Origin of the sequence: Providencia sp. 2023EL-00965 (genome assembly GCF_033550225.1) — a bacterium.
Classification (GTDB): domain Bacteria; phylum Pseudomonadota; class Gammaproteobacteria; order Enterobacterales; family Enterobacteriaceae; genus Providencia; species Providencia manganoxydans.
Genome location: NZ_JAWUEH010000024.1, coordinates 1 through 22,579 on the forward strand (window position 1 = coordinate 1; position 22,579 = coordinate 22,579).

Genomic DNA, 22,579 nt, shown 5'->3' on the forward strand with positions numbered 1-22,579 from the left:
AGTGGTGAAAGCTATCGATTGAAAGATAAACGACGCTCAGGTGCCATACCTAAATGAAACAGTGGATCACTTTTGATTGATCGAATTTGAGTTAAAAGTGGATCAGTTTTCGTTGATCGTTGACAGCCCTGAGAGCTTGGGAGTAATAGCACTTGCTGATGAACTGCTCACGGAAGTTTATCATCTCACGTTCACTTGTAACTCTAACGGGGCATTGGCTTGTTATACACAAGAAAAAAACCATACCTGTTCTCTTATCATGCCAGATAGCTCTCATGATAAAGGTTTTGCTATGACCTCAAGTTTTAGTTGTATGCTTCTGGCAACGTTGCTGCTGTTTGATAACCAAAATTTTTCACAGTTAGGATGTGATATTGAAGAGATAGCTACACTTGTAGAAAATGCTATTCCGCATTGGCTGAATATAATCCAACCAATTGTTAAGCAAGGTTTTAATCGAGTATTAGTACTTGGCTCAAATTGTTTTACAGGTATTGCTGAAGAGGGCGCTTTAAAAGTATTAGAGCTGACATCAGGAAAAGTTGTGACACGTTTTGATTCGACATTAGGGGTACGGCATGGGCCTAAACTCATGATTGATGAGGAAACGTTAGTTGTTGTGATGTTATCAGTCGACGAGTATTGCCGTCGTTACGATATTGATTTATTAAATGAATTAGGTCATGAACAAAAAGCAAAACACATTGTTGCACTGAGTAGTTTACCTCTACCACAAGCGATTAAATTTGATTGTCAGCTAAATGATATTTGGTTGATGTTCCCTTACTTGGTTTTTTTACAGCTTTTAGCATTTGAATCTTCCTTGAACTATGGCATATCGCCTGATAATCCATGCCCTACAGGTGAAGTGAATAGGGTTGTCAAAGGCGTTCAAATATACCCATACAAATAATAAAAAACATAATAGGAATAGTCATGTCAACCCCAAATATATTGATGACACGTATTGATAATCGACTAATCCATGGGCAAGTTGGTGTGACATGGACAAATTCTCTCGGGGCTAACTTAGTTGTTGTTGCCAATGATGAAGTCGCTACGGATCCTGTTGTTCAAACATTAATGGATATGGTCATTTCTGATGGTGTACAAACACGTTATTTCACCTTACAAAAAATGATTGAAGTGATCCATAAAGCCGCCGACCGACAGAAGATTTTTATCGTTTGTAAAACACCCAAAGATGTACTCACTCTAGTGCGTGGTGGGGTTCCTATAAAATTTGTCAATATTGGCAATATGCATTTTGTTGAAGGCAAGAAACAAATTCATACAACAGTTTCAGTAGATAATCGCGATATTAGTGCGTTTTGCGAATTAAGGGATCTTGGGATCAGGTGTGAAATTCGTCGTGTACCTAATGAAACAGGTATTGATATTTTCAAGTTAATTAAATAAGGACGTTAGTATGTTACTTGAAGCAGCATTCATTGCTGTCATTGCAGGGATAGCGGGGGTTGATTTATTTAATGGTCTGACACATATCCATCGTCCTGTAGTTATTGGACCTATTGTTGGGCTGATCTTAGGTGATTTACAAACAGGATTATTAGTTGGCGGCACATTGGAACTTGTTTGGATGGGAATGGTTCCTCTTGCGGGTTCCCAGCCACCAAACGTCGTAATAGGCGGCGTCATAGGTACAACATTTGCGATTACGACACACGCAGATCCGAAAGTCGCTATTGGTATCGCAGTCCCTTTTTCTATCGCTGTTCAAGGCTGCATCACTTTATGGTTTATGCTCTGTTCACCAATGATGCATAAGTGCGACGAAATGGTGAAAAAATGCAATTGGCGCGCTATTGAAATGGTGAATTATGGCGGGCTCCTCATTCTGTTTTCCTTCTATTTTATTATTGCGTTTTTACCTATCTACTTTGGCGCTGAAGCTGCAAGTACCATGGTACAAAGGGCACCTCAGTGGTTATTGGATGGTCTTGCTGTGGCAGGAGGTATGATGCCTGCTATTGGTCTTTCATTATTAATGAAAATTATGATGAAAAAGACTTATATAGCTTATTTTATTCTTGGTTTTATCTCAGTCACTTTCTTAAATATGCCAATTATTGCGGTTGCACTTGGTGCATTTGCTATCTCATTGATCGACTTCTTCAATCGTACGCGTAATGACAACAATGATAACGGTAGCTCATCTAATACAGCTCAGGGGATTAATGATGGTATTTAATGGCAATGATAAAGCGCTAGCTGCGCAAATAGGGCAACGTAAGGCTCAGGCAATGACGATTAGCCCAGTTGGGCGTGATGACTACCTCGATAATGAGTCTGCGGTTGAACTTACTAACCATGATATTAATGTTATGGCTCTACGTTCACTATTACTACAAGCATCATTTAATTATGAGCGTATGCAAGCCGGTGGCTGGCTCTACACTTTAATTCCTGCATTACGCAAAATTCATAATAATCCAGAAGATTTATCAAGTTCCATGAAAATGCATATGGAATTTATCAATGTACATCCATTTGATGTGACATTTTTATCTGGCTTAGTATTAGCGATGGAAAGTAGTAAAGAAAAAATATCAACTATCCGTGCTGTTAAAATAGCCTTAATGGGCCCATTAGGCGGTATTGGTGACGCATTGTTTTGGCTGACTTTACTCCCTATTTGTGCAGGTATTGGGGCATCATTAGCCTTACAAGGAAGTCTATTTGGCCCTATTATTTTTCTATTAATGTTTAACATTGTGCATTTTGCATTACGTTTTGGGCTGGCACATTACGGCTACCGGGCTGGAACTAAAGCTATTTTTTTACTTAAAACACATACCAAAAATATTTCTCACGCAGCATCTATTGTTGGAATGACAGTTGTTGGTGCACTAGTCGCTTCTTATGTACATCTTTCTACACCATTAATCATGACTGCTGGTGAAGCTAAGGTGGCTTTACAAACCGATGTGCTAGACAAATTGATGCCTAACATCTTGCCACTAGGTTTTACCTTGTTGGTGTATTGGTTAATGAAAAAAAACTTTTCGCCTGTGAAATTAATCGGGGTCACGGTGGTATTGGGAATACTCGGTAAATTGGTCGGTTTTTTATAAGGAGTTTGTCAATGTTAGGTGTTGTTATTACAGGACATGGCAGGTTTGCTAGCGGCCTGTTACAGGCAATAGAACAAGTTATTGGATCTCAAGAACAATGCATCGCTATCGATTTTACCGAAGGAATATGCATTGATACTTTACGACAGGCACTGACAATAGCGAGTTTGCAATGCGATCAAGGTGATGGAGTCATTTTCCTAACTGATTTATTAGGTGGCTCGCCATTCCGACAGGCATCATTATTAACCCTGAAAAATGCACATTACCAAGTTATAACTGGAGCTAATATGCAAATGGTCGCTGAGGTTATGCCAGAGCGAAGTAATATGTCGGCAGTTGAGTTTAGAGATAAAGCATTGGAAGCTGGGCACCGTGGTTTAACAAGTTTATGGCATGAGCAACAGCGTGAGAAACATTTTATTGGCAGTTGTGATGGCCTTTAAGGTGTAAATCAATTAAATGTATGAATATAAGTGAGAGTTGTAGAAGCTATTAATCCATTTAGTAAAAAAATAAATTTTCATAATTAAGAGTGGCTTGTTATAAGTATGTAAATACAATTCCCTGATTTTTATATGGAAAATAGTTTAGATAAATTAGATTACTTGACTTAAATAGGCTATTTTCCTGCTTCGGCTGTGTTATGATACCCGCCCCTTATTACTTTTTGCTGTTTTTTTAGCTAGAACTCTGATTGCTAAGAGTGAAAAGTTGTGCATGGGTATATAATAGATAATGATAAAAATCAGTCGGATAGGCTACTATGCTTTTACTTATTGATAATTACGATTCATTTACTTATAACCTGTATCAATACTTTTGCGAGTTAGGTGCAGAAGTCGTGGTTAAACGGAATGATGAAATTTCTATCGAAGAGATAGAATCGCTTTCGCCTACACACCTAGTGATCTCACCAGGCCCTTGTACGCCTGATGAGGCGGGAATTTCTCTCGAAGCTATTAAATATTTTGCAGGTAAAATCCCTATTTTAGGTATTTGTCTCGGTCACCAAGCTATTGGGCAAGCCTTTGGTGCTACTGTTGTGAAAGCTAGAGAAGTGATGCACGGCAAAACATCGGCTATTCATCATAATCATCAAGGGGTGTTTAAAGGGCTTAACCGTCCATTGACGGTAACCCGTTATCATTCTCTTGTTATTGCGGCGGATACATTACCTGCATCTTTTGATGTATCTGCATGGTCTCTAAATAACGGTGATGTTGATGAAATCATGGGAATTCGTCATAAAACTTTGCCTATTGAAGGTGTTCAATTTCACCCAGAAAGCATTCTGAGTGAACAAGGGCATGAATTATTGAATAACTTTTTAAAGTATTAGGATTGTTGATCTTTAAAGGTGAATTTTTATTCGAATTAAAGATATTTTACTAAGGTGAGAGGTTGGCTGCCTAGTGAACTAGGTAAGAGCCTCTCAGCAGAGTATCAAATCGTGAACGGATCATCAGGACGACATTCAGGCATCATTTTTAACTTAAACGTTCAAGGAACCCGCCTATTAAGAATTATAAATCAACCAAGTAGGCTGTTTTTTTAATCCCTTCTAGCTGTAAAAAACAGCAGCAAAGATCCACGAACTCTGACCATTACTTACCTCAATAAAAAATAAAATTTACACTATCACCTGCTTAGCTATTGCGCTTTTATGATTTTTTATTCATATTTAATGCTTATATTTTCACTTTGCACTAAATAAAAGTAGGTGAGGGGTATGAAACAACAACAAGCAGTGAATCGGCAGACTTATGATCAGGTCATTTTACCTATTTATTCTCCCGCTGAGTTTATTCCTGTACGCGGAGAAGGTAGCCGAGTATGGGATCAGCAAGGTAAAGAATACATTGATTTTGCTGGTGGTATTGCGGTACTTGCACTAGGTCATTGCCATCCTGCTTTAGTTGCTGCGGTTCGCGAACAAAGCGAAAAGTTATGGCATCTTAGTAATATTTTTACTAATGAGCCTACCTTGGTTTTAGCACAAAAACTGATTGATGCTACATTTGCGGAGCGCGTTTTTTTTGCTAACTCAGGGGCGGAAGCGAATGAGGCTGCTTTTAAATTAGCGCGCCATTACGCTATCACCAAATATAATCCGTATAAAACGAAGATCATCGCATTTAAACAAGCGTTTCATGGGCGTACTCTCTTTACCGTATCTGTTGGTGGGCAAGCGAAGTATGCGGATGGTTTTGGTCCAAAACCCGCTGATATTATCCATGTGCCGTTTAATGATCTTGAGGCTGTTAAAGCGGTTATCGATGAAAATACCTGTGCTGTCGTTCTAGAGCCTGTTCAAGGTGAAGGTGGTGTAACTGCTGCAACGCAAGAGTTTATGCAGGGTGTACGTAAGCTATGTGACGATAATCAAGCTTTGTTAGTGTTTGATGAAATACAAAGCGGTATGGGACGTACAGGGCATTTGTTCTCTTATATGCATTATGATGTGATTCCAGATATTTTGACTACAGCGAAAGCACTCGGTGGAGGGTTCCCAATTAGCGCGATGTTAACGACTAATGAAATCGCGAAGGCAATGGGGCCGGGTACTCATGGTACTACCTACGGCGGTAATCCACTGGCTTGTGCGGTCGGCAATGCGGCATTTGATATTATTAATACCAAAGAGGTCCTTGATGGAGTTGCTAAGCGCCGTGAATTATTTGTATCTCATTTAAATAAACTCAATCAGCAATATGACATATTCTCTGAAATCAGAGGAATGGGGTTACTCATTGGTGCTGAATTAAAGGGGGAATTAAAAGATCGTTCTAAAGATATTCTACAGGCTTGTGCTGTTGAAGGACTAATGATGTTAAATGCAGGGCCGAATGTATTACGTTTTACACCATCATTAATTATCTCAGAAGAAGAGATTAATCAAGGTATGGTGAAATTAAATAAAGCGATTGATAGTTTAATTAATAACTAAGTTTTTAGGCTCTCAATTAAATTGTTTTTTTTGAGAGCTATTTATTTTATTTTTATTTATTTATAAATCATCAGTTAAATATATTCTTTTTAGGTTAGAATGGCATTTTCATCCTATTTTTTATATGTTAAATGTATGTTTCTGCATTTCACTAATAAAGTATGGGATGGTAATAATGGATATTGAAAGTATTTCTCTGGAAAAAGGATGTTTTAGCTTTAAAGATGACTTTGTGAATTGTTTTGATTGGAATGATATTGATTTTTCCTTTTCAAAAGTTGATTTAAATACTAAGGAAGTAAGCACATTATCAAGTAATTATGAGTGGCTTTTAATGTATTGGGATGCAGATTTAGATCTAAGTATTAGTGAAAGACTTGGGGCTGGCATTCAATTTTGGAATGATTATTCAAATGCTCATATATCTACATTGTCTAAAACACAGAAAAATAAATTTAAATTGGATTTTTGTTTTAATCATAAAAATGTATTTGAAATAGCATCAATTAATTCAAATAAAGAATTGTCTGTAGCTGATATAATTAAAATTCATAATCACCGCCATATCATCTCGGATTATGCAGATAGGTTATGGAAAAATTACCAACAGATGGTTTTACCAATGCGAGAAAATATTTCATTACCTATTATTGGGATTGAAGACCAGAAAGTAAAGCAACAGCCTATTGATATTCACGGCTTTATGAAATTTGGAGATGTGCGTTTTACTCGAAAAGAAATGATAACTATCTGTATGTTGCTTTCTCAATGCCGAATTAAGGAAATTAGTGCTATTCAAGGATGCTCTGAAAACTCAGAGCATAAACGCATCATGAATATTAAAGAGAAGCTGGGTTGTCCTCATGCCTCACCGAGTGGTTTATTTAAAGCATTTAAAGAGCGTGGTATTACATTAGCTTGTTTAGATACATTAATTACTCTGAAAAATATTCAACAAGGAAATAAAAAATGAAATGGAAATTCAGATTAGGGGCGGTAGCAGGGAATACTTTAGAATATTATGATATTGCCGTATTTGCTGCAATATCTGTATATTTAAGTGCGGAATTAGAACGATTAGGTTACTCTTCAGCGACTGAAATGGTATGGGGAATATTTGCATTACGTTTTCTGGCTAGACCTATTGGTGGTTATGTAATTGGTCGCTATGCCGATCGAGTGGGTAAAAAGCCCGCTTTAGTCTTTACCAGTTTACTTACTGGGACTGCAACCTTATGTATGGCAATATTGCCGATTCAATTATTAGGTTCATATACGCCTATCGCTATTTTAATGTTGCAATTAATATTATCTTTTAGCTTCGGTGGCGAATATCCCTCATTAATCACCTACTTACTTAATAATATTTCTGAAAAAGAATGCTCTAAAGTTTCTTCATTAATTGTTGGTAGCTCAATAATTGGTGTCATTATTTCATTAGCAGTTGTGTTAGTTTTAGAAAATCAATTAACCGTAGAAATGATGCAGTCAATTGGTTGGCGTATACCCTTACTATTAGGTTTGGTGAATATTGCCATTAGCTTTTGGTTTCGCTTAAAATTACCAGATCAACCACTGGTAGAAAAACGCAACAATAAAATGAGTGGATTTAAAATATTACAGATATTTTTATTAACTGTACCTGGGACTGTTACGTTTTATTCGCAAAATATCTCATCCTCTATACTAAGCGAACATTTACAACTCGGTGAACTGAAAAGTCTATATTCAATTGTATTATCAAGTCTTTTATTGGTCTTTATGCTAATTTGTGGATGGTTAACTGATAAATACAGTTCACCACAAAAAATATTTAGACTGGGTGTATTTGGTATGGTGCTGCTTTCTATACCATTGTATTTTGCAATGAGCAGTGGAATAATGATTTTGGTGTCTATTGCTCAATTAATTATAATTATCAATGGGGCAATGATATTATGTAATTTATCTGCAATACTGTTCTCAATTTCTGGTGGGCAGACGGTAGTTCTTGCTGTTGGTTATAATTTAGCAACAACCTTTATCGGTGGGATAACACCGTTGGTGATTAGCTATTTGGTTGGTATCAATGTCGGCTATGTAGGGGGCTTTATTGCTTTATGTGGTTTGACGTTCTTGCTATCGAGTTCTTTATCTAAAAATTATCAACTAGCATCGTGATTTGAATCAAAAGCCCGCCCCAGTGTATACTTGGGGCGATTTATCTTAATTTTAATTATTTATATATATTTTGTCATACTATTCATTTTCATGCTTGTCTTTTTCTTCTTTATTTTCATCGTCTCTTCTTTTCTTACTTGAGCCACTTTTTCCTGATACTGGGGATATAAGAGTAGGTTGCTGAAGATTAGTCGCTGTTATATTTTTATAAAAAGGTAAATTTAAAATTTGCTTTAACATTTTATACTGCTCTTTATTGATCGTTGGTAATGAATAACGGGGAGCTGCTGCGATTTTATTCAATAATATAGACTCTTCTTCATTAAGATTTGATGGGAAATTTGATTTTTTGATTTCATTTAATGCACTGTATTCCTCTTCTGTCATATAACTTGCTAAACCTTGAGTCAGTAGACTAGGTTTATATTTCTTACAGATAAGTTTTTCTTTATTCTGAGTAGGGCTTGTCTTTTTTACTGATTTTGTTGCATTAGCTGTAGCTTTTTGTGTAGATATTTTCGTTTGAGCAAGGGGAATGGTTTTATTATTCTCTTCTAATGAGGGATATATTGTATTTGGAAGTGTTAATACAATGGTAGACGCTTTTTTTGTCTCCGTCATTGAAGAAATATCCGTCTGTATTCCTTGAGTCATTTTAGCTGGAATTTTTTGTTGTGCCACTGCAAATGGCTCAGTTTGTACAGCACGATCTTGTTTTATCAATATTTGTGTTTCCTGTTCGGTTTTTGGGGGGGAGTTAGTTGGTATTTCTACAGTGTTCGTTGCTTTTTCTTGTGTTATTGAGCTATCTGTTTTTTTATCTGTAGCTAATGAATCAGCAAGAAGAGTACTAGGCGAATAGCGTGTTTTATTTATTATAGCGAGGTCAAGTGCTGATATTATTTTTGATTCTTCTACCTCTGATAATTGTTCTATCATTTCTGATAGATTTTTTTTAATATTATTAAATCGATAGTTTGTTTTATTTGGAATGTCTTTGCTCAATAATTTAGCTTTCTCTATCAATTGGTTTGTTTTTGTCATAGATGGATATAAGCTTTTTTCTTGAGCAACAGATTTTTTCTTCTCAGGGAAATCGTTTCTATTTGTGTTGGTGGTAGGGAATCTGATTTTTTTTTCAAGTTGAGGTGAATCATTATTATAGTCGTCATTATCATTATTATATTTAGTTGCATATGGACGATATGATTTTGATGTCGTCAATTTACTAATCTCTTCAGATATGTGAATATAATTCTCTGGCTGTACAGGTGCTATTGATAAACGTGTATCATTTTGATTTTGGGAAAGGTTGTTTTTATTCATTGAAATTGGGTTTTGAACTTTACTCAGATTTGATGTAAAAGAAGTATTCTTATAATCATAATCATTTTCTTCATCAGAAGAAAATGCATCATCACTCTCTATATCTCTTTCAAATTTTTTTTCATAAAAAGACGGATTGGTAAAACCAGAATGGTTACCTATTTTATCTGATTCTGTCTGTATTTCAGCGGATTGCTGCGTCTGGGTAACTTTGGAATGCTCGGTTTGTGTTTGCTTGGTGAAAGTGGCCAGTGCCGCTTGCTTTTGTTCAAAGAGGGCTTGAGCCTCTTTTCTCTGGCTTTCGGTCTGTTGCTGGGCCAGTTTAAGGGCTTCTTGGCTTGCTTGCAGTTGGTTTTTCATCTGCTCCAGCGCAGCTTGTGCGTTATCAAAAGCTTGTTTGTGGGTTTGTACTTGTTTGGTGAAGGCATCTAATTCTAGTTGCTTTTGGTCAAGAGTCGTTTGAGCCACTTTAAGATTTTCTTTGGTCTGTTGTAGTTGCTCTTCTGTATCTTTGTGAGCCTGTTTCTGAATAGCTAGCTCTGCTTCCCTCTGCTTTAGAATATCGTTAGTCTGTTGTAGTTGCTGCTCAATATCTTGGCTCGCTTGAAGTTGAGTTTTCATCTGCTCCAATGCAGCTTGATTTTGTTCCTCACTAAAGATATCACTGTCTATCTCATAAAATAGGTCATCATCATAACGTTGGATATCTTCCATATCAGAGAACTCTTCATCAATATAAGGGTCATTGACTGAATAAAGATCATCATCTTGGTCATCCGTGTCACTGAATGCGTTATTATCAAAATTTCGCTGTAATACGTTTAAAAAGATATTATGACTGTTTAGTCCAGTAATATAGTTAGCTAATAAATTTGTTATATTTTGGCCTTCAATAGGGATATTTAAGCAGTCTTTAGGCGATATTGTGATGATAACTTCAAAATTATCTATGCTTATAGTATAACGATATCGTGTTTTCTTATTATGTTCATTGGCAAAATAATCTTCAATATTATTAAACATTGAAGAGAGCAATTTGGCTTCTTTAGCTACCTGCATATTCTCTACTGAGTCTTTGTTGGGGGATTTATTTAAGGCCGAATTTTTCATCTGACTCTTGAAAGTGTTATCCGATAATAGTTTCCGAAGTACTTCACTTAGCGCCAACGATGGTAGTGTGTTTCTATCGAGTGTACTGGGTCGGCTAGCATTTTTTGGAACAAGCGCGAGTGAACTATCTGGTGTTTTCTTTACCACAGATAATTTTCCACTCTGGCTTGCCGTTCTGCTTGGGGAATAGGAAGAGAGGGACGTTTGAATTTCTTCTGCATACGTCAGTGTTCTTCCGTTAGTGATTGCTGGAGTTGATTCGGTTGTTTGAGAGGCGAATTGTTGTTGAGCAGGAGCACCTTTGTTAATTTGTGAAGTCACTTTGGGCTGGGAAGAGGTGTTTTGCTCAATCTTTTGAATTATTTCTTTTACATGACTCAATGTTGGATTGTCATTATAAGATACTGTAGGTTCAGCTCGTGAGCTATCATCATTTAAAATAAAGTCATTACTCTGTTTTTCACGTTGTTGAGTATTAGCGAGTATGGGTAGAGTCATTTTATTTGCTTTATTTGCTTTATTTGAAATTAGACTCGGTTTTTTCTCGATGGACTGTTTTGCTCGGTCAGTGTTGTTTTCTTTGTTTGAAGAAGAAGGCGCTATGTGAGTCTTTTGTTCAACCTCCTGAAGAGCGGAAGGAGTGTGCAACATCAAAGGCGCTGATTGAGGTAAAGTATCAGATCCTAAGGTCGCTTCTGGCGGAACTCTTCCAACTTGTACGGGGTTAGCTTTTTTTTTCGTGTTAGGCGTTTCGTTTAGAGTACTCTTACTTCCTTGATTTTCATCCTGTTTAGTGGATAAGGTATGCTTAGTTTGTTTTGATAATAAATCACTTGCGTCAACCTCATTTGGGTTATGCTGTATCTCGAACTGTTGTTCTGTTTGGGTTGCGATATTTTTTTTTATAGGAGAAGCAAGTTCTATTTGTGTTACTTTATCTATTTTTTCTGCACAATTATTACTGCTATTAATTAATGTATTGGTTGATGGTGAAGTTGAACTTGATTTTTTAGCATTAGCACTCTTTGCCTTATAGTTTATATTTATCGTTAAATGAATATTGGCAACGTTTTTTATATTATGAACCATGTTATTTACCATAGTCCCTATTTCAGCAAAGTTCATTTCATTCAAAGCATCATTAAGAGTTCTTTGATTAATAAAAGATGGTTTATTAATTGTTATTGTGAGATCGACCATAAATTAAAAATTCCTTAAACAATAAGTTAAGTTATTATTTTTAATATTATGTGACTGATAATTATTTAAATATAAAGAAACGCGGCTAGGCGGTAGATGTGTCGTAAAATGATGGAAATAGATAGTAGTAGGATCTTGATATAATCAGAGAGGCAAAAAATAACCCTGTATCACAATGATAAAGGGTTATTTTAAATGTTAGCGAGTTCCGTAGACGACAATCGTTTTGCCGTGCGCAGAGATCAAGTTTTGATCTTCAAGCATCTTCAAGATACGGCCAACAGTTTCACGCGAACAGCCAACAATTTGACCGATTTCTTGGCGTGTAATTTTGATTTGCATACCATCCGGATGGGTCATTGCATCTGGTTGTTTTGCTAAATTAAGTAGTGTTTGAGCAATACGGCCTGTCACATCTAAGAATGCGAGGTTACCCACTTTTTCTGATGTGGTTTGTAGGCGGCTTGCCATTTGCGCAGAAAGGCGCATAAGAATGTCAGGATTAACCTGAATAAGTTGACGGAATTTTTTGTAAGAAATTTCAGCGACTTCACAGGCGCTTTTTGCTCTTACCCAGGCAGAACGTTCTTGCCCTTCTTCAAATAACCCTAGTTCACCAATGAAATCTCCCTGATTTAAATAGGAGAGGATCATTTCTTTGCCTTCTTCATCTTTGATTAAAACAGCCACTGAACCTTTAACGATGTAGTAAAGAGTCTCTGCTTTTTCACCCTGATGGATCAGTGTGCTCTTGGATGGATACTTATGAATATGGCAGTGTGACAAAAACCATTCAAGAGTAGGGTCTGTTTGTGGCTTGCCGAGAACCATTAGCGTTATCCTCTGTATGTTAATACAGCCTCCGGTCAACCATAACCAGAAAGCTGGTTTTTAAAGTCACTATCTTAGCATATTAACCATAATGTAAGTTAATACCAGTACTATAATATACTCATCATGCTTCAAGTTGCCGCGTTGTTGATTACGTTTACTTGCACTAGCGACATAGTTTTCTATGCTCTTCGCGACTTGTTCACTTATTGCCTAGCTGCATCTCGAATCATTTAGAGTGTATAATCAATTGAAACCCTGAGTTTTGATCTTGCTCCTATCAGGTGATAGTTTGTTTGTAACATAATAAACCTAGAAAGTCTCGGCTTTATCGCTTCAGCTACTTAAAGTGTCGATTCGATTGAAAGCATTTATGTAACAATGTTATCTTTTATACAAATTTTTTCTAGGGGAATAAATAATGGAAGCGAGAGTTAAGTGGGTTGAAGGACTTTCTTTTTTAGGTGAGTCCGCCTCTGGTCATCAAGTCATGATGGATGGTAATTCAGGCGATAAAGCACCTAGCCCAATGGAAATGGTATTGATGGCAGTAGGTGGATGCAGCTCAGTGGATGTGGTATCTATTTTACAAAAAGGCCGTAATAACGTTAGTGGTTGTGAAGTTAAATTAACCTCACAGCGTCGTGATGAGGCTCCTCGTTATTTCACTCATATTAATTTGCATTTTATTGTAACAGGCACTGATTTAACGGAAAAAGTGGTTGAACGTGCGGTGCAACTTTCGGCTGAGAAATATTGCTCGGTATCTTTGATGTTAGAAAAAGCTGTAAAAGTTACTCATAGTTTTGAAATTAAAACTCAATAATTTTTTATTATATATATTATTTTTTTAATTATGATGCTTATTAATTTAAAATAAGCATCATGTATTAACCATTAATCGTGTTTTTGTTTAATTAACTTCTCAACAATAGGGGTCATGATTAACTCCATTGCTAACCCTAATTTCCCTCCCGGCACAACAATAGTATTCATAGCTGAAATAAATGAACCGCTTAACATGGAAAGTAAATAAGGAAAATCAATTTGTTCGAGCCCTCTAAAACGAATAACAATGAAACTTTCATCTTGTGATGGTATCGCTTTAGCAGAGAAAGGGTTTGAAGTGTCTACGGTTGGTACACGTTGGAAATTAATATGGGTTCGTGAGAATTGTGGGGTGATATAATTAATATAATCACCCATTGAGCGAACTACCGAGTCCATCACTGCTTCTCGTGAATGCCCTCGTTCTGTGGTGTCTCGGATCAGCTTCTGGATCCATTCAAGGTTAACGATAGGCACAACCCCAACCAGTAAATCAACATGGCGAGCAACATTGTTTTCAGGTGTGACAACACCGCCATGTAACCCTTCATAGAATAAAATATCACTATTAGGTGGTAAGGGTTCCCATGGCGTAAAGGTACCCGGCTGTAAGCCATAGGGAACAGCTTCATCGTAGGTATGAAGGTATTTACGTGATTTACCACTACCCTGTTGGCTGTATTCTAAAAGCGTCTGCTCTAACAGGGAGAAGTCATTTGCTTCAGGGCCGAAATAGCTGATATGGCGGCCTTGTTCTCTGGCTTTTCTAATTGCCATATCCATTTCAGGGCGAGTATAACGATGAAAACTATCACCTTCTAAAGTTGCAGGTTGGATATTTAATTGATGGAATATTTTACGAAATGCTTGGCTGGTCGAAGTGGTTCCTGCACCACTAGACCCAGTGATTGCAATAATTGGATGTTTTTTGGACATCATGGACTCCCTGTGTTGCGCTTGCGTCCATGCTAAACCGAGCCATGAGCGAAACGGGGTTACGGGCGAAACTGACTGTTAGGCATAAAATTAACAGATTCATGCAACTCTGACCAGACTAGCACAATCTCTCCGGATGCCAATTGGCGTTTCACATCATCAACTTTTTGCTGTAATGACTTTTCGTGTTCCCCATAATCGGTTCCTTCACGTAATACATAGGACTCGATTAGGTTTTCCAATGTATCTGGATCTAAATCTTTCCAAGGGATAATCATGATTTTGTATTGCCTAAATAAGACGCTAACCACTGTGGAACGCGTTTTTCTAACCACATTTCTGGTTTTCTCAATGTGCCACTAACGAAACCGACATGCCCCCCATGTTCTGTCATTTGATATTCAATATTGGCAGGTAAATGCGCTAAATCAGGGACAACTTCTGGCGCCATAAAAGGGTCATCTTTAGCGTGAATAATCAGGGTCGGCTTAGTAATGCGTGGTAACCGAGGAAGAGCACTACACTTTTGATAATAGTCTGTAGCATCTTCGAAACCATGGATCCTTGCTGTGATCACATCATCAAACTCACGGATCCGTTTTAGTTGTTTTAATTGCAATAAATTAAGAGGTAATGAACCAGGGTAGCGCACCAGCTTACGGGTAGCATTACGCTTTAAACCATTAAGTAAATAACGTTGATAAAACTGCGAGAACCCTTTTTCCATTCGTATAGAACATGGCTCTAACATTAATGGAGCTGATACCACGACACCTGCATCGATATCTGCATTTTCACCACTTTCAGCTAAATAGCAGGCAAGCATATTACCACCGAGAGAATAGCCCACCGCACCTGTTGGCACATCCCCCCAAGTTTGTTTTAACCAATGCAAGAAGTAACGTGCATCACTGGTTTCACCCGAGTGATAGATACGTTTTTGACGATTGGGCTCACCGCTACAACCACGAAAGTGCATGACGACCCCTAACCAACCTTGGTTTTGGGCACTTTCAAGCATGCCATGAGCGTAGGGGCTTTTAAAATTACCTTCTAAGCCATGAAAAATGACTAAACGCGGCTTATGACAAGCCTGCTCAGGAGGTTCGCTCCAAGCAAGGTCAATAAAGTCACCATCAGGTAACTCAAGCCGTTGCCAAATGGGTTTAATTTTCGGGGTCCGCCGAAAAATTCTTGGCAATAACGTTTGAAGATGTGGATTTTTAGCCCAATTAATGGGGCGAAAGTTTTCTGACATAGCCTTATTTAATTTCTTAATACCCTTGTGGGTCACATAACATACTGTTATTTTTTTGTGATGCAAGTGCGCTAATTTTGGGGGATAGATTATAAATGAGTCTGGGGCTAGTTTTTTCTCTTTTTACGTTTCTATTCATTGCAGCAGTTACACCTGGCCCTAATAATATGTTATTGACCTCCAGTACCGCAAATTATGGTTTCCGGCGCAGTATCCCCTTATTACTGGGGATAATGCTTGGGATGCAGTCAATACTTTACTTATCTGCGTTTGGCGTTGCTGCGCTTTTATTGCTATATCCTGCATTGCACATTGCTATGAAAGTGGCTGGTAGCCTCTATTTACTGTGGTTAGCATGGAAAACAGCAACCGCAAATTATGAGCCATTGAAAACAGAAAGTGCAGCTGCGAAAAATATAAAGTGGTATCAAGGTGGTTTGTTACAATTTTTAAATCCAAAAGCGTGGTTAATGGGATTGGGGGCTGTTGGAAGTTATAGTTTACCCGGAGATCTATTTGCCCAGTCTATTATCGTGATGAGTATTGCTGTAGTGACAGTTAATTTAATAGCTGGATTGATTTGGATGGCTGGTGGGTCATTAATTGGCTATTTTTTACGGGGCCGTCATGCGTGGTTTATTTTTAATTTAGTGATGGGGCTGTTGACTGCGATGTGTGTGCCACTGATTTGGTTTGAATAAATGTATTTGCCATATTTCAAGTCGCAGCGTTGTAATGATTAAATAAAGGGAAGCATGCAGCTTCCCTTTGAGGTTGTTGACGAGGCGGGATAAAAGCGTGGTTTTACCCGCTTCGTGTTATCAGCCGAAAATCAATACATTGATTTTCCTTATTTATTTCAAAATCTTAATCACTGCTGTCAAACAGAATACGTTTGTTAGCAGTATAAAAGGGAAACAATGCATGCTTCCCTTTTAGAAAGATTCATTCTTAATCTAAATCGATATTTTTGCTGCCAAAGAAATAGGTAAAAATAAATCCACAGACATAAGCGACTGCAATACCACCGACATACACGGCCATACCTGCAAATACACCTTGCGCAGAGGTCATCAGTGGAATAGCGACTAAGCCTGATGGGCCGAACACTGTGTTAAGGCCAACAGGTAGCCCCATCCAAGCAATCAAACCGATAAAGAAACCACCTGCTGCCCCGCCTAAACATGCGGTTACAAACGGTTTTACACGAGGTAACGTTACACCATAAATCAGCGGCTCACCAATCCCAAGAAAACCTGGAATAATGGCTCCGCGAATTTGGTTACGTAAAATGGAGTCTTTCTTTGCTTTCGCATATAGCGCTAATGCAGCTCCCACTTGGCCAGCACCCGCCATTGCTAAGATAGGGAATAGAGAGTTGAAACCCTGCGCATCAACCAGTGCAAAATAGACAGGGACAAAGCCTTGGTGGACGCCAAACATTACCGCAATCAAGAATAAGCCAGCAAGTATAGCAGTGCCGAATGGATTGCCATTTAAATGCATAAATAACCATGACATACCACTGAATAGCCAGCTACCCAATGGCATGATGACGACATAGGCAGCAGCTCCAACAATTAACAACGTAATTGTTGAGGTTAAAATCATATCAAGGTTAGCTGGGATAATTTTGCGTACTTGTTTTTCAACCCAAGCACCAAAAATACAGGCAATCAAGACACCAATGATGCTTCCTCTAGGGTCAATATCCCAACCGAAGAAATTGGTCATGCCCGAAAAGACACCTGAGGTGGCGTTCGGATCATAACCAAGCACAAATAGTGCAGCAATAATGGCTCCGTTAACACCGCTCCCACCAAAGGCTTTTTGTGCATTATAGCCAATTAAGATGCTTAAAAAGCTGAATAATCCTTTACTAAACACAGACATGTACAAAATCATGTGCACGCCGAATGTTTGCTGTTCAGGTGCTTTTGGTAGCCCTTCCGGATAGAAGGTTTGCGTGGCTAATGTTGCAAATCCTAATAATAAGCCGGCAGCAATAAAACCTGGGATCAACGGAGTAAAAATGGTAGCAAACTTAGACAGAAAACGATGTACAGCACTCGTTTGCTTTTGCTTCATTTGCTGTTTATTCGATGATGCAAGAGCGTTTAGGTTAGTTTCTAACGATGTATCCAGTGTTTCTGCGGCAATATGTTCACCACTTTCGAGGATCTGATTCATTAAGTCAGCAGCGGTTTGTGCTTTGCCGGGGCCAAGGACAATTTGTAGTTGTTCATCGCTTTCAATGACACCAAGCACTCCAGCGATCTGCTTTATTGCTGTTTTGTCGACAAGTTGGTCATTGTTGAGTGTCAAACGTAAGCGAGTCATGCAGTTGCCTGCCTGCTTAATATTTGTACTTCCCCCGACCTTTTGCAGGATCTCCTGCATCATTTCTTTAGTTATTTTAGCCATGCCATTTACCCTATCAGTTTCCGTATTAAATGGATTTCGCCACGTTAAGAGCGGTACGAATGAACCCATTATTGTCTGATAGCAATTGACGCGCCTCTTGTGCATTGAGCCCAGATAGGATCATCAAAATTGCAGTTTTACAGTGCCTATCACATTGTTGTAATGCGAGTTCCGCTGTTTGTCTGTCACACTCAGTGGCTTCCATTACGATCTTGACTTGCCTTTCAACCAACTTTGCATTGGTTGCTTCTACATCGACCATTAAATTGCCGAAGACTTTACCAATACGGATCATCGCACCAGTGGTGATCATATTGAGCACCAGTTTTTGCGCAGTACCTGCTTTCATGCGTGAAGAGCCAGTGACCACTTCGGCTCCTACTATTGGAGTGATGGCGATATCGGCTGCACTGGCAACAGGGCTATGGGGATTACAGCTGATGGATGCGGTGACTGCACCAATTTTGCGTGCATAAGCTAGTGCACCAAGGACGTACGGGGTACGACCACTTGCAGCGATACCCACAAGAACATCTTTATCACTGAATTGAATATCAATCAGATCTTGCTCACCAAGTTCGGGTTTATCTTCTGCGTTTTCAACTGCACGGAAAATAGCTTGGTGACCACCCGCAATTAAACCAATGACTTGTTCATGAGGCGTACCATAAGTTGGCGGGCACTCGCTAGCATCCAAAATCCCTAAACGACCAGATGTACCTGCACCTGAATAAATTAAGCGGCCGCCATTCAAAAATGCATGTGCAACTTTATCCACCAATTGTGCAATTTGTGGTAATACTTTTTCGACGGCTAATGGTACTTGCTTGTCTTCATTATTGATGACTTGCAACATATCGATCGTAGAGAGTTGATCGATGTTAGTACTTGCAGTGTTACGGCTCTCAGTTACCATTTTGCTTAAGTCAATGGTCATAATTAATTACTCCTACCTCAGTTAATGAGGGGATATTAAGGAATTATTTATTCCAGTGATGTGATAATGATCACGGCGTTCTCTATTCTGAATTGTCACTATGAAAGAATATTTGAGTATGAATTAGAATGATGAGGTTAATTACTTATTGAATTTAAAGGATTAATATTAAGTAATGAGGTTATTCTAAGAGGAATAATTTATTATATTTAATTAATAAGGAAAGGAATTTAGATGACTTTGCTGGATACGATCACTTGTTTATTGCCTAGGCTTGCTGAAAATCAACGCAAGATAGCTCAGTTTATTTTAGAAAAACCCGAGCGGGTTCTGAATTTATCCTCTCAGCAACTGGCTGAAGCGTTAAATGTGAGCCAATCAGCTATTGTTAAATTTAGCCAAAAAGTCGGCGTGAAAGGGTATCCTGCATTAAAACTGGCATTGAGTGAGATTATTGGTCGTCAGCAGCTCGATGAAGCGAATCCACATATTGCATTGCATAATAAGATCGCGCAAAGCGACAATTTAATGGTCGTTGCACAAAAGCTAGCGTTGGAAAAAAACTACTCGATTACGGAAACCACTCGCCATATTGATTTTAAGTTATTTGAGAAAATTGTTGATTCAATTGATAAATCACAACGGGTACAGATTGTCGGAATTGGTGGCTCAGGGTTAACAGCCAAAGATCTTAGTTATAAATTACAAAAAATAGGTATTACGACACTGGTTGAGTCAGATCATCATGTGCAGATTGCTGCCGCTTTGACATTGACACCTCAAGATACTCAGATTGTGATTTCGTTTACAGGTAAGCGAAAAGATATGCTTACCGCAGCGAGCATCGGTCGTAAACAAGGGGCAAATGTCATCGCAATCACACGTAGCCGATTATCGCCACTTGCGCAGTTAGCTGATTATGTTCTTGAGAGTATTGCAGAAGAAAATGAATGGCGTAGTTCCTCAATTTCATCAAGAACGGCACAAAATACCCTAACAGACCTACTTTTTATGGCGTTATTACAAAAGCGTGAGGCTCGTGCAAAAATGTTAGTCATGAATGCGAGAGTGATGATTAACAAATTAGATGAATAAAAATAGCTTTTTCAACAGTGAGTTATTTGCTCTACCTTTGCAAAAAACCTTTATTTGCGTTAAGACTATTAATATAGATTATTATTTTAATGCAACTTATAGAGGTTCAATTAATGAGGGCGCTAATTGTTTACACGGAACTGACTGACGAAGACTCAGTGATAAGCCATGCTGTGGCTAGGCTTGCAAGTGAACTCAATGATGAACATGTTGAAACGGTTATTATCCGTGATTTCGAAGATGGTCTTGCCTATATTCGCTCAAATACCAGTATCGATTGCCTACTGTATGGCCGTGATATGTCGGATCGTGATGAACAAACCCAAGCACATCGTTTAATCACTCAATTACATCGCAGACAAGAAGATGTTCCCGTATTTCTTCTCAGTGACCGTGAAGAGGCTTTAGTGGCTTTCGATCGTAAAATGATGGAGCAAGTCGATGAGTTTGCATGGATACTCGAAGACTCAGCTGATTTTATTGCAGGGCGGGTATTGGCTGCTATTCAGCGTTATCGTTCCCAATTATTGCCACCATTAATGAAAAGCCTTATCAAATATAGTGATGTCCATGAGTATTCATGGGCAGCACCTGGCCACCAAGGTGGAGTCGGTTTTACTAAAACCCCCGCTGGACGTATTTACCATGATTTCTTTGGCGAGAACCTATTTCGTACTGATATTGGGATCGAGCGCGTAGCAGTCGGTTCTTTATTAGATCACACAGGCGCTTTTGGTGAATGCGAAAAAAATGCCGCGCGTATTTTTGGCGCAGACCAATCTTATTCAGTTGTTGTGGGAACATCAGGCTCCAACCGTACCATCATGCAAGCCTGTATGACCGATGATGATGTGGTGGTGATTGACCGTAATTGCCATAAATCGATTGAACAAGGGCTAATATTAACGGGGGCAAAACCGATTTATATGGTTCCGAGCCGTAACCGTTATGGGATTATTGGGCCTATTTACCCTAAAGAGATGTCTTCAGAATCGATTAATCACAAAATTGCTAGCAACCCTCTCACAACGGATAAAATAGGCCAGCGTCCCGCCTACAGCGTGATCACTAACTGTACTTATGATGGTGTTTGTTACAACGCCCGTAAGGTACAAGATCTCCTTGATGATTCTTTAGATCGCATTCACTTTGATGAAGCATGGTATGGCTATGCACGCTTTAACCCACTTTATCGTGATCACTTCGCCATGAGAGATGAAGAAAGATCAGAGGATGAGCCGACAATTTTTGCGACTCATTCAACCCATAAATTATTAAATGCACTATCTCAAGCCTCGTATATTCATGTAAGAAATGGCCGCAATGCCATTGATTTTAATCGCTTTAACCAAGCTTATTTAATGCACTCAACCACCTCACCGCTGTATGCCATTTGTGCTTCGAATGATATTGCCGCGGATATGATGGATGGCAATAGTGGGCGCTCATTAACTGATGAAGTGATCCGCGAAGCGATTGACTTTAGGCAATCATTAGCCTTTTTGTATAAAGAGTTTCTTAATGATGATGAATGGTTCTTTAAGCCTTGGAACCAAGAAATGGTTAAGGATCCAGTGACAGGAAAGCGCCATGCATTCGAAGATGCCCCTGTAGAATTATTGATGAAGGAACAAAGCTGCTGGGTAATGCATCCAGAAGATAAATGGCACGGTTTCCATGATATTCCTGATAATTGGGCGATGCTTGATCCTATCAAAGTGAGTATTCTTGCTCCGGGTATGGGAGATGATGGCAATTTATTAGATTCAGGTGTGCCAGCGGCACTGGTGACGGCGTGGCTAAACCATTACGGTATCGTTCCTACGCGTACGACCGATTTCCAAATCATGTTCTTGTTTTCAATGGGGATCACCAAAGGTAAGTGGGGGACGCTAGTGAATACGCTGCTTTCTTTCAAGCGCCATTATGACAGCAATACCCCATTAAAAAAGGTACTTCCAGAGGTAGTTGAATCCGCACCTGAAATTTATGGTGAAATGGGGCTACACGATTTAGGCGATAAAATGTTTGCCTATTTACAAAAAAACAATCCCGGCGCATTGCTAAATCAGGCTTATTCACAATTACCACAAGTGATGATGAGCCCTCGAGATGCTTATCAAGAGATCGTTGCCAACCGCGTAGAAGCTGTTCCTATTCATCAATTAGCAGGCCGAGTTGCTGCAAACTCAATCATTCCTTATCCACCGGGTATTCCTATGCTACTGTCAGGTGAAAATTTCGGTGATGAAAATAGCCCTCATATTCACTACTTATATGGTTTGCAGGCATGGGATCAGGAATTCCCTGGGTTTGAACATGAGACGGAAGGCACAGAAGTGATTGATGGGCAGTATTATGTGATGTGTGTGAAGTAATTAATTAGTAGGGTCGCTTGTATGTTTGCAAACTACCCTACTATTAAGTTT

General features: G+C 38.7%; 20 protein-coding genes. 13 read left to right on the forward strand and 7 right to left on the reverse strand.

Annotation, left to right across the window (positions count from 1 at the left end; genetic code table 11):
• Nucleotides 1-76 precede the first annotated feature (76 nt).
• From SC428_RS20775 to SC428_RS20815, 9 genes are all read left to right on the forward strand, one after another.
• Nucleotides 77-913 (forward strand): hypothetical protein, encoded by an 837-nt coding sequence (locus SC428_RS20775; RefSeq protein ID WP_318710158.1) that lies wholly within the window; start codon nucleotides 77-79, stop codon nucleotides 911-913.
• A gap of 23 nt (nucleotides 914-936) precedes the next feature.
• Nucleotides 937-1,419, forward strand: coding sequence for a PTS N-acetylgalactosamine transporter subunit IIB (gene agaV / locus SC428_RS20780; protein WP_070929391.1), 483 nt, complete (start codon nucleotides 937-939; stop codon nucleotides 1,417-1,419).
• Between the two features lie 10 nt (nucleotides 1,420-1,429).
• Nucleotides 1,430-2,212, forward strand: a complete 783-nt coding sequence (gene agaW, locus SC428_RS20785) for a PTS N-acetylgalactosamine transporter subunit IIC (RefSeq protein ID WP_070929390.1) — start codon at nucleotides 1,430-1,432, stop codon at nucleotides 2,210-2,212.
• The gene (locus SC428_RS20790) at nucleotides 2,202-3,095 is read left to right on the forward strand and encodes a PTS system mannose/fructose/sorbose family transporter subunit IID (RefSeq protein WP_318710237.1); all 894 of its coding nucleotides are present in this window, start codon (nucleotides 2,202-2,204) and stop codon (nucleotides 3,093-3,095) included. The genes agaW and SC428_RS20790 overlap by 11 nt, the downstream gene beginning before the upstream one ends.
• 11 nt (nucleotides 3,096-3,106) lie before the next feature.
• Complete coding sequence (agaF, locus tag SC428_RS20795; protein WP_070929388.1) at nucleotides 3,107-3,541, forward strand: PTS galactosamine/N-acetylgalactosamine transporter subunit IIA; 435 nt, start codon at nucleotides 3,107-3,109, stop codon at nucleotides 3,539-3,541.
• Between the two features lie 320 nt (nucleotides 3,542-3,861).
• Nucleotides 3,862-4,437, forward strand: a complete 576-nt coding sequence (locus SC428_RS20800) for an aminodeoxychorismate synthase component II (RefSeq protein ID WP_070929387.1) — start codon at nucleotides 3,862-3,864, stop codon at nucleotides 4,435-4,437.
• 390 nt (nucleotides 4,438-4,827) lie between these two features.
• Entirely contained in the window at nucleotides 4,828-6,045 is a 1,218-nt protein-coding gene (gene argD / locus SC428_RS20805) for a bifunctional acetylornithine/succinyldiaminopimelate transaminase (RefSeq protein ID WP_070929386.1), read from the forward strand.
• Nucleotides 6,046-6,220: 175 nt separating this feature from the next.
• The gene (locus tag SC428_RS20810) at nucleotides 6,221-7,018 is read left to right on the forward strand and encodes a hypothetical protein (RefSeq protein ID WP_070929385.1); all 798 of its coding nucleotides are present in this window, start codon (nucleotides 6,221-6,223) and stop codon (nucleotides 7,016-7,018) included.
• Nucleotides 7,015-8,205, forward strand: a complete 1,191-nt coding sequence (locus SC428_RS20815; protein WP_140187555.1) for an MFS transporter — start codon at nucleotides 7,015-7,017, stop codon at nucleotides 8,203-8,205. The genes SC428_RS20810 and SC428_RS20815 overlap by 4 nt, the downstream gene beginning before the upstream one ends.
• Before the next feature lie 78 nt (nucleotides 8,206-8,283).
• Here SC428_RS20815 and SC428_RS20820 read toward each other — a convergent pair whose 3' ends face one another.
• Entirely contained in the window at nucleotides 8,284-11,841 is a 3,558-nt protein-coding gene (locus SC428_RS20820; RefSeq protein WP_318710171.1) for a hypothetical protein, read from the reverse strand.
• Nucleotides 11,842-12,039: 198 nt separating this feature from the next.
• On the reverse strand, nucleotides 12,040-12,672 hold the full coding sequence (gene crp / locus SC428_RS20825; protein WP_004923862.1) for a cAMP-activated global transcriptional regulator CRP: 633 nt from the start codon (nucleotides 12,670-12,672) through the stop codon (nucleotides 12,040-12,042).
• 421 nt (nucleotides 12,673-13,093) lie between these two features.
• Between crp and SC428_RS20830 the strand changes: the two genes are divergently transcribed.
• On the forward strand, nucleotides 13,094-13,498 hold the full coding sequence (locus tag SC428_RS20830; RefSeq protein WP_070929379.1) for an OsmC family protein: 405 nt from the start codon (nucleotides 13,094-13,096) through the stop codon (nucleotides 13,496-13,498).
• A 71-nt stretch (nucleotides 13,499-13,569) separates the two neighbouring features.
• Here the strand turns inward: SC428_RS20830 and SC428_RS20835 are convergent, their stop codons facing one another.
• The 3 genes from SC428_RS20835 to SC428_RS20845 are packed head-to-tail and all read right to left on the reverse strand — an operon-like array spanning nucleotide 13,570 to nucleotide 15,694.
• Nucleotides 13,570-14,436 (reverse strand): phosphoribulokinase, encoded by an 867-nt coding sequence (locus tag SC428_RS20835; protein WP_140179789.1) that lies wholly within the window; start codon nucleotides 14,434-14,436, stop codon nucleotides 13,570-13,572.
• 59 nt (nucleotides 14,437-14,495) lie between these two features.
• Complete coding sequence (locus SC428_RS20840) at nucleotides 14,496-14,714, reverse strand: YheU family protein (RefSeq protein WP_070929378.1); 219 nt, start codon at nucleotides 14,712-14,714, stop codon at nucleotides 14,496-14,498.
• A complete protein-coding gene (locus SC428_RS20845; protein ID WP_070929377.1) occupies nucleotides 14,711-15,694 on the reverse strand; it encodes a hydrolase in 984 nt (327 codons plus the stop codon). Before SC428_RS20845 ends, SC428_RS20840 begins: the two co-directional genes overlap by 4 nt.
• 95 nt (nucleotides 15,695-15,789) lie before the next feature.
• Between SC428_RS20845 and SC428_RS20850 the strand changes: the two genes are divergently transcribed.
• Nucleotides 15,790-16,395: a LysE family translocator gene (locus tag SC428_RS20850; RefSeq protein WP_070929376.1), complete on the forward strand. Its 606-nt coding sequence runs from the start codon at nucleotides 15,790-15,792 to the stop codon at nucleotides 16,393-16,395.
• A gap of 250 nt (nucleotides 16,396-16,645) precedes the next feature.
• Here the strand turns inward: SC428_RS20850 and murP are convergent, their stop codons facing one another.
• On the reverse strand, nucleotides 16,646-18,118 hold the full coding sequence (gene murP / locus SC428_RS20855) for a PTS N-acetylmuramic acid transporter subunit IIBC (RefSeq protein WP_070929375.1): 1,473 nt from the start codon (nucleotides 18,116-18,118) through the stop codon (nucleotides 16,646-16,648).
• A gap of 25 nt (nucleotides 18,119-18,143) precedes the next feature.
• Entirely contained in the window at nucleotides 18,144-19,055 is a 912-nt protein-coding gene (murQ, locus tag SC428_RS20860; RefSeq protein WP_283126165.1) for an N-acetylmuramic acid 6-phosphate etherase, read from the reverse strand.
• Between the two features lie 234 nt (nucleotides 19,056-19,289).
• Here murQ and SC428_RS20865 point away from each other — a divergent pair, with 234 nt between their 5' ends.
• Together SC428_RS20865 and adiA are read left to right on the forward strand one after the other, a co-directional pair.
• Complete coding sequence (locus SC428_RS20865) at nucleotides 19,290-20,150, forward strand: MurR/RpiR family transcriptional regulator (RefSeq protein WP_070929373.1); 861 nt, start codon at nucleotides 19,290-19,292, stop codon at nucleotides 20,148-20,150.
• A gap of 113 nt (nucleotides 20,151-20,263) precedes the next feature.
• A complete protein-coding gene (gene adiA / locus SC428_RS20870; RefSeq protein ID WP_318710189.1) occupies nucleotides 20,264-22,528 on the forward strand; it encodes an arginine decarboxylase in 2,265 nt (754 codons plus the stop codon).
• Nucleotides 22,529-22,579 lie beyond the last annotated feature (51 nt).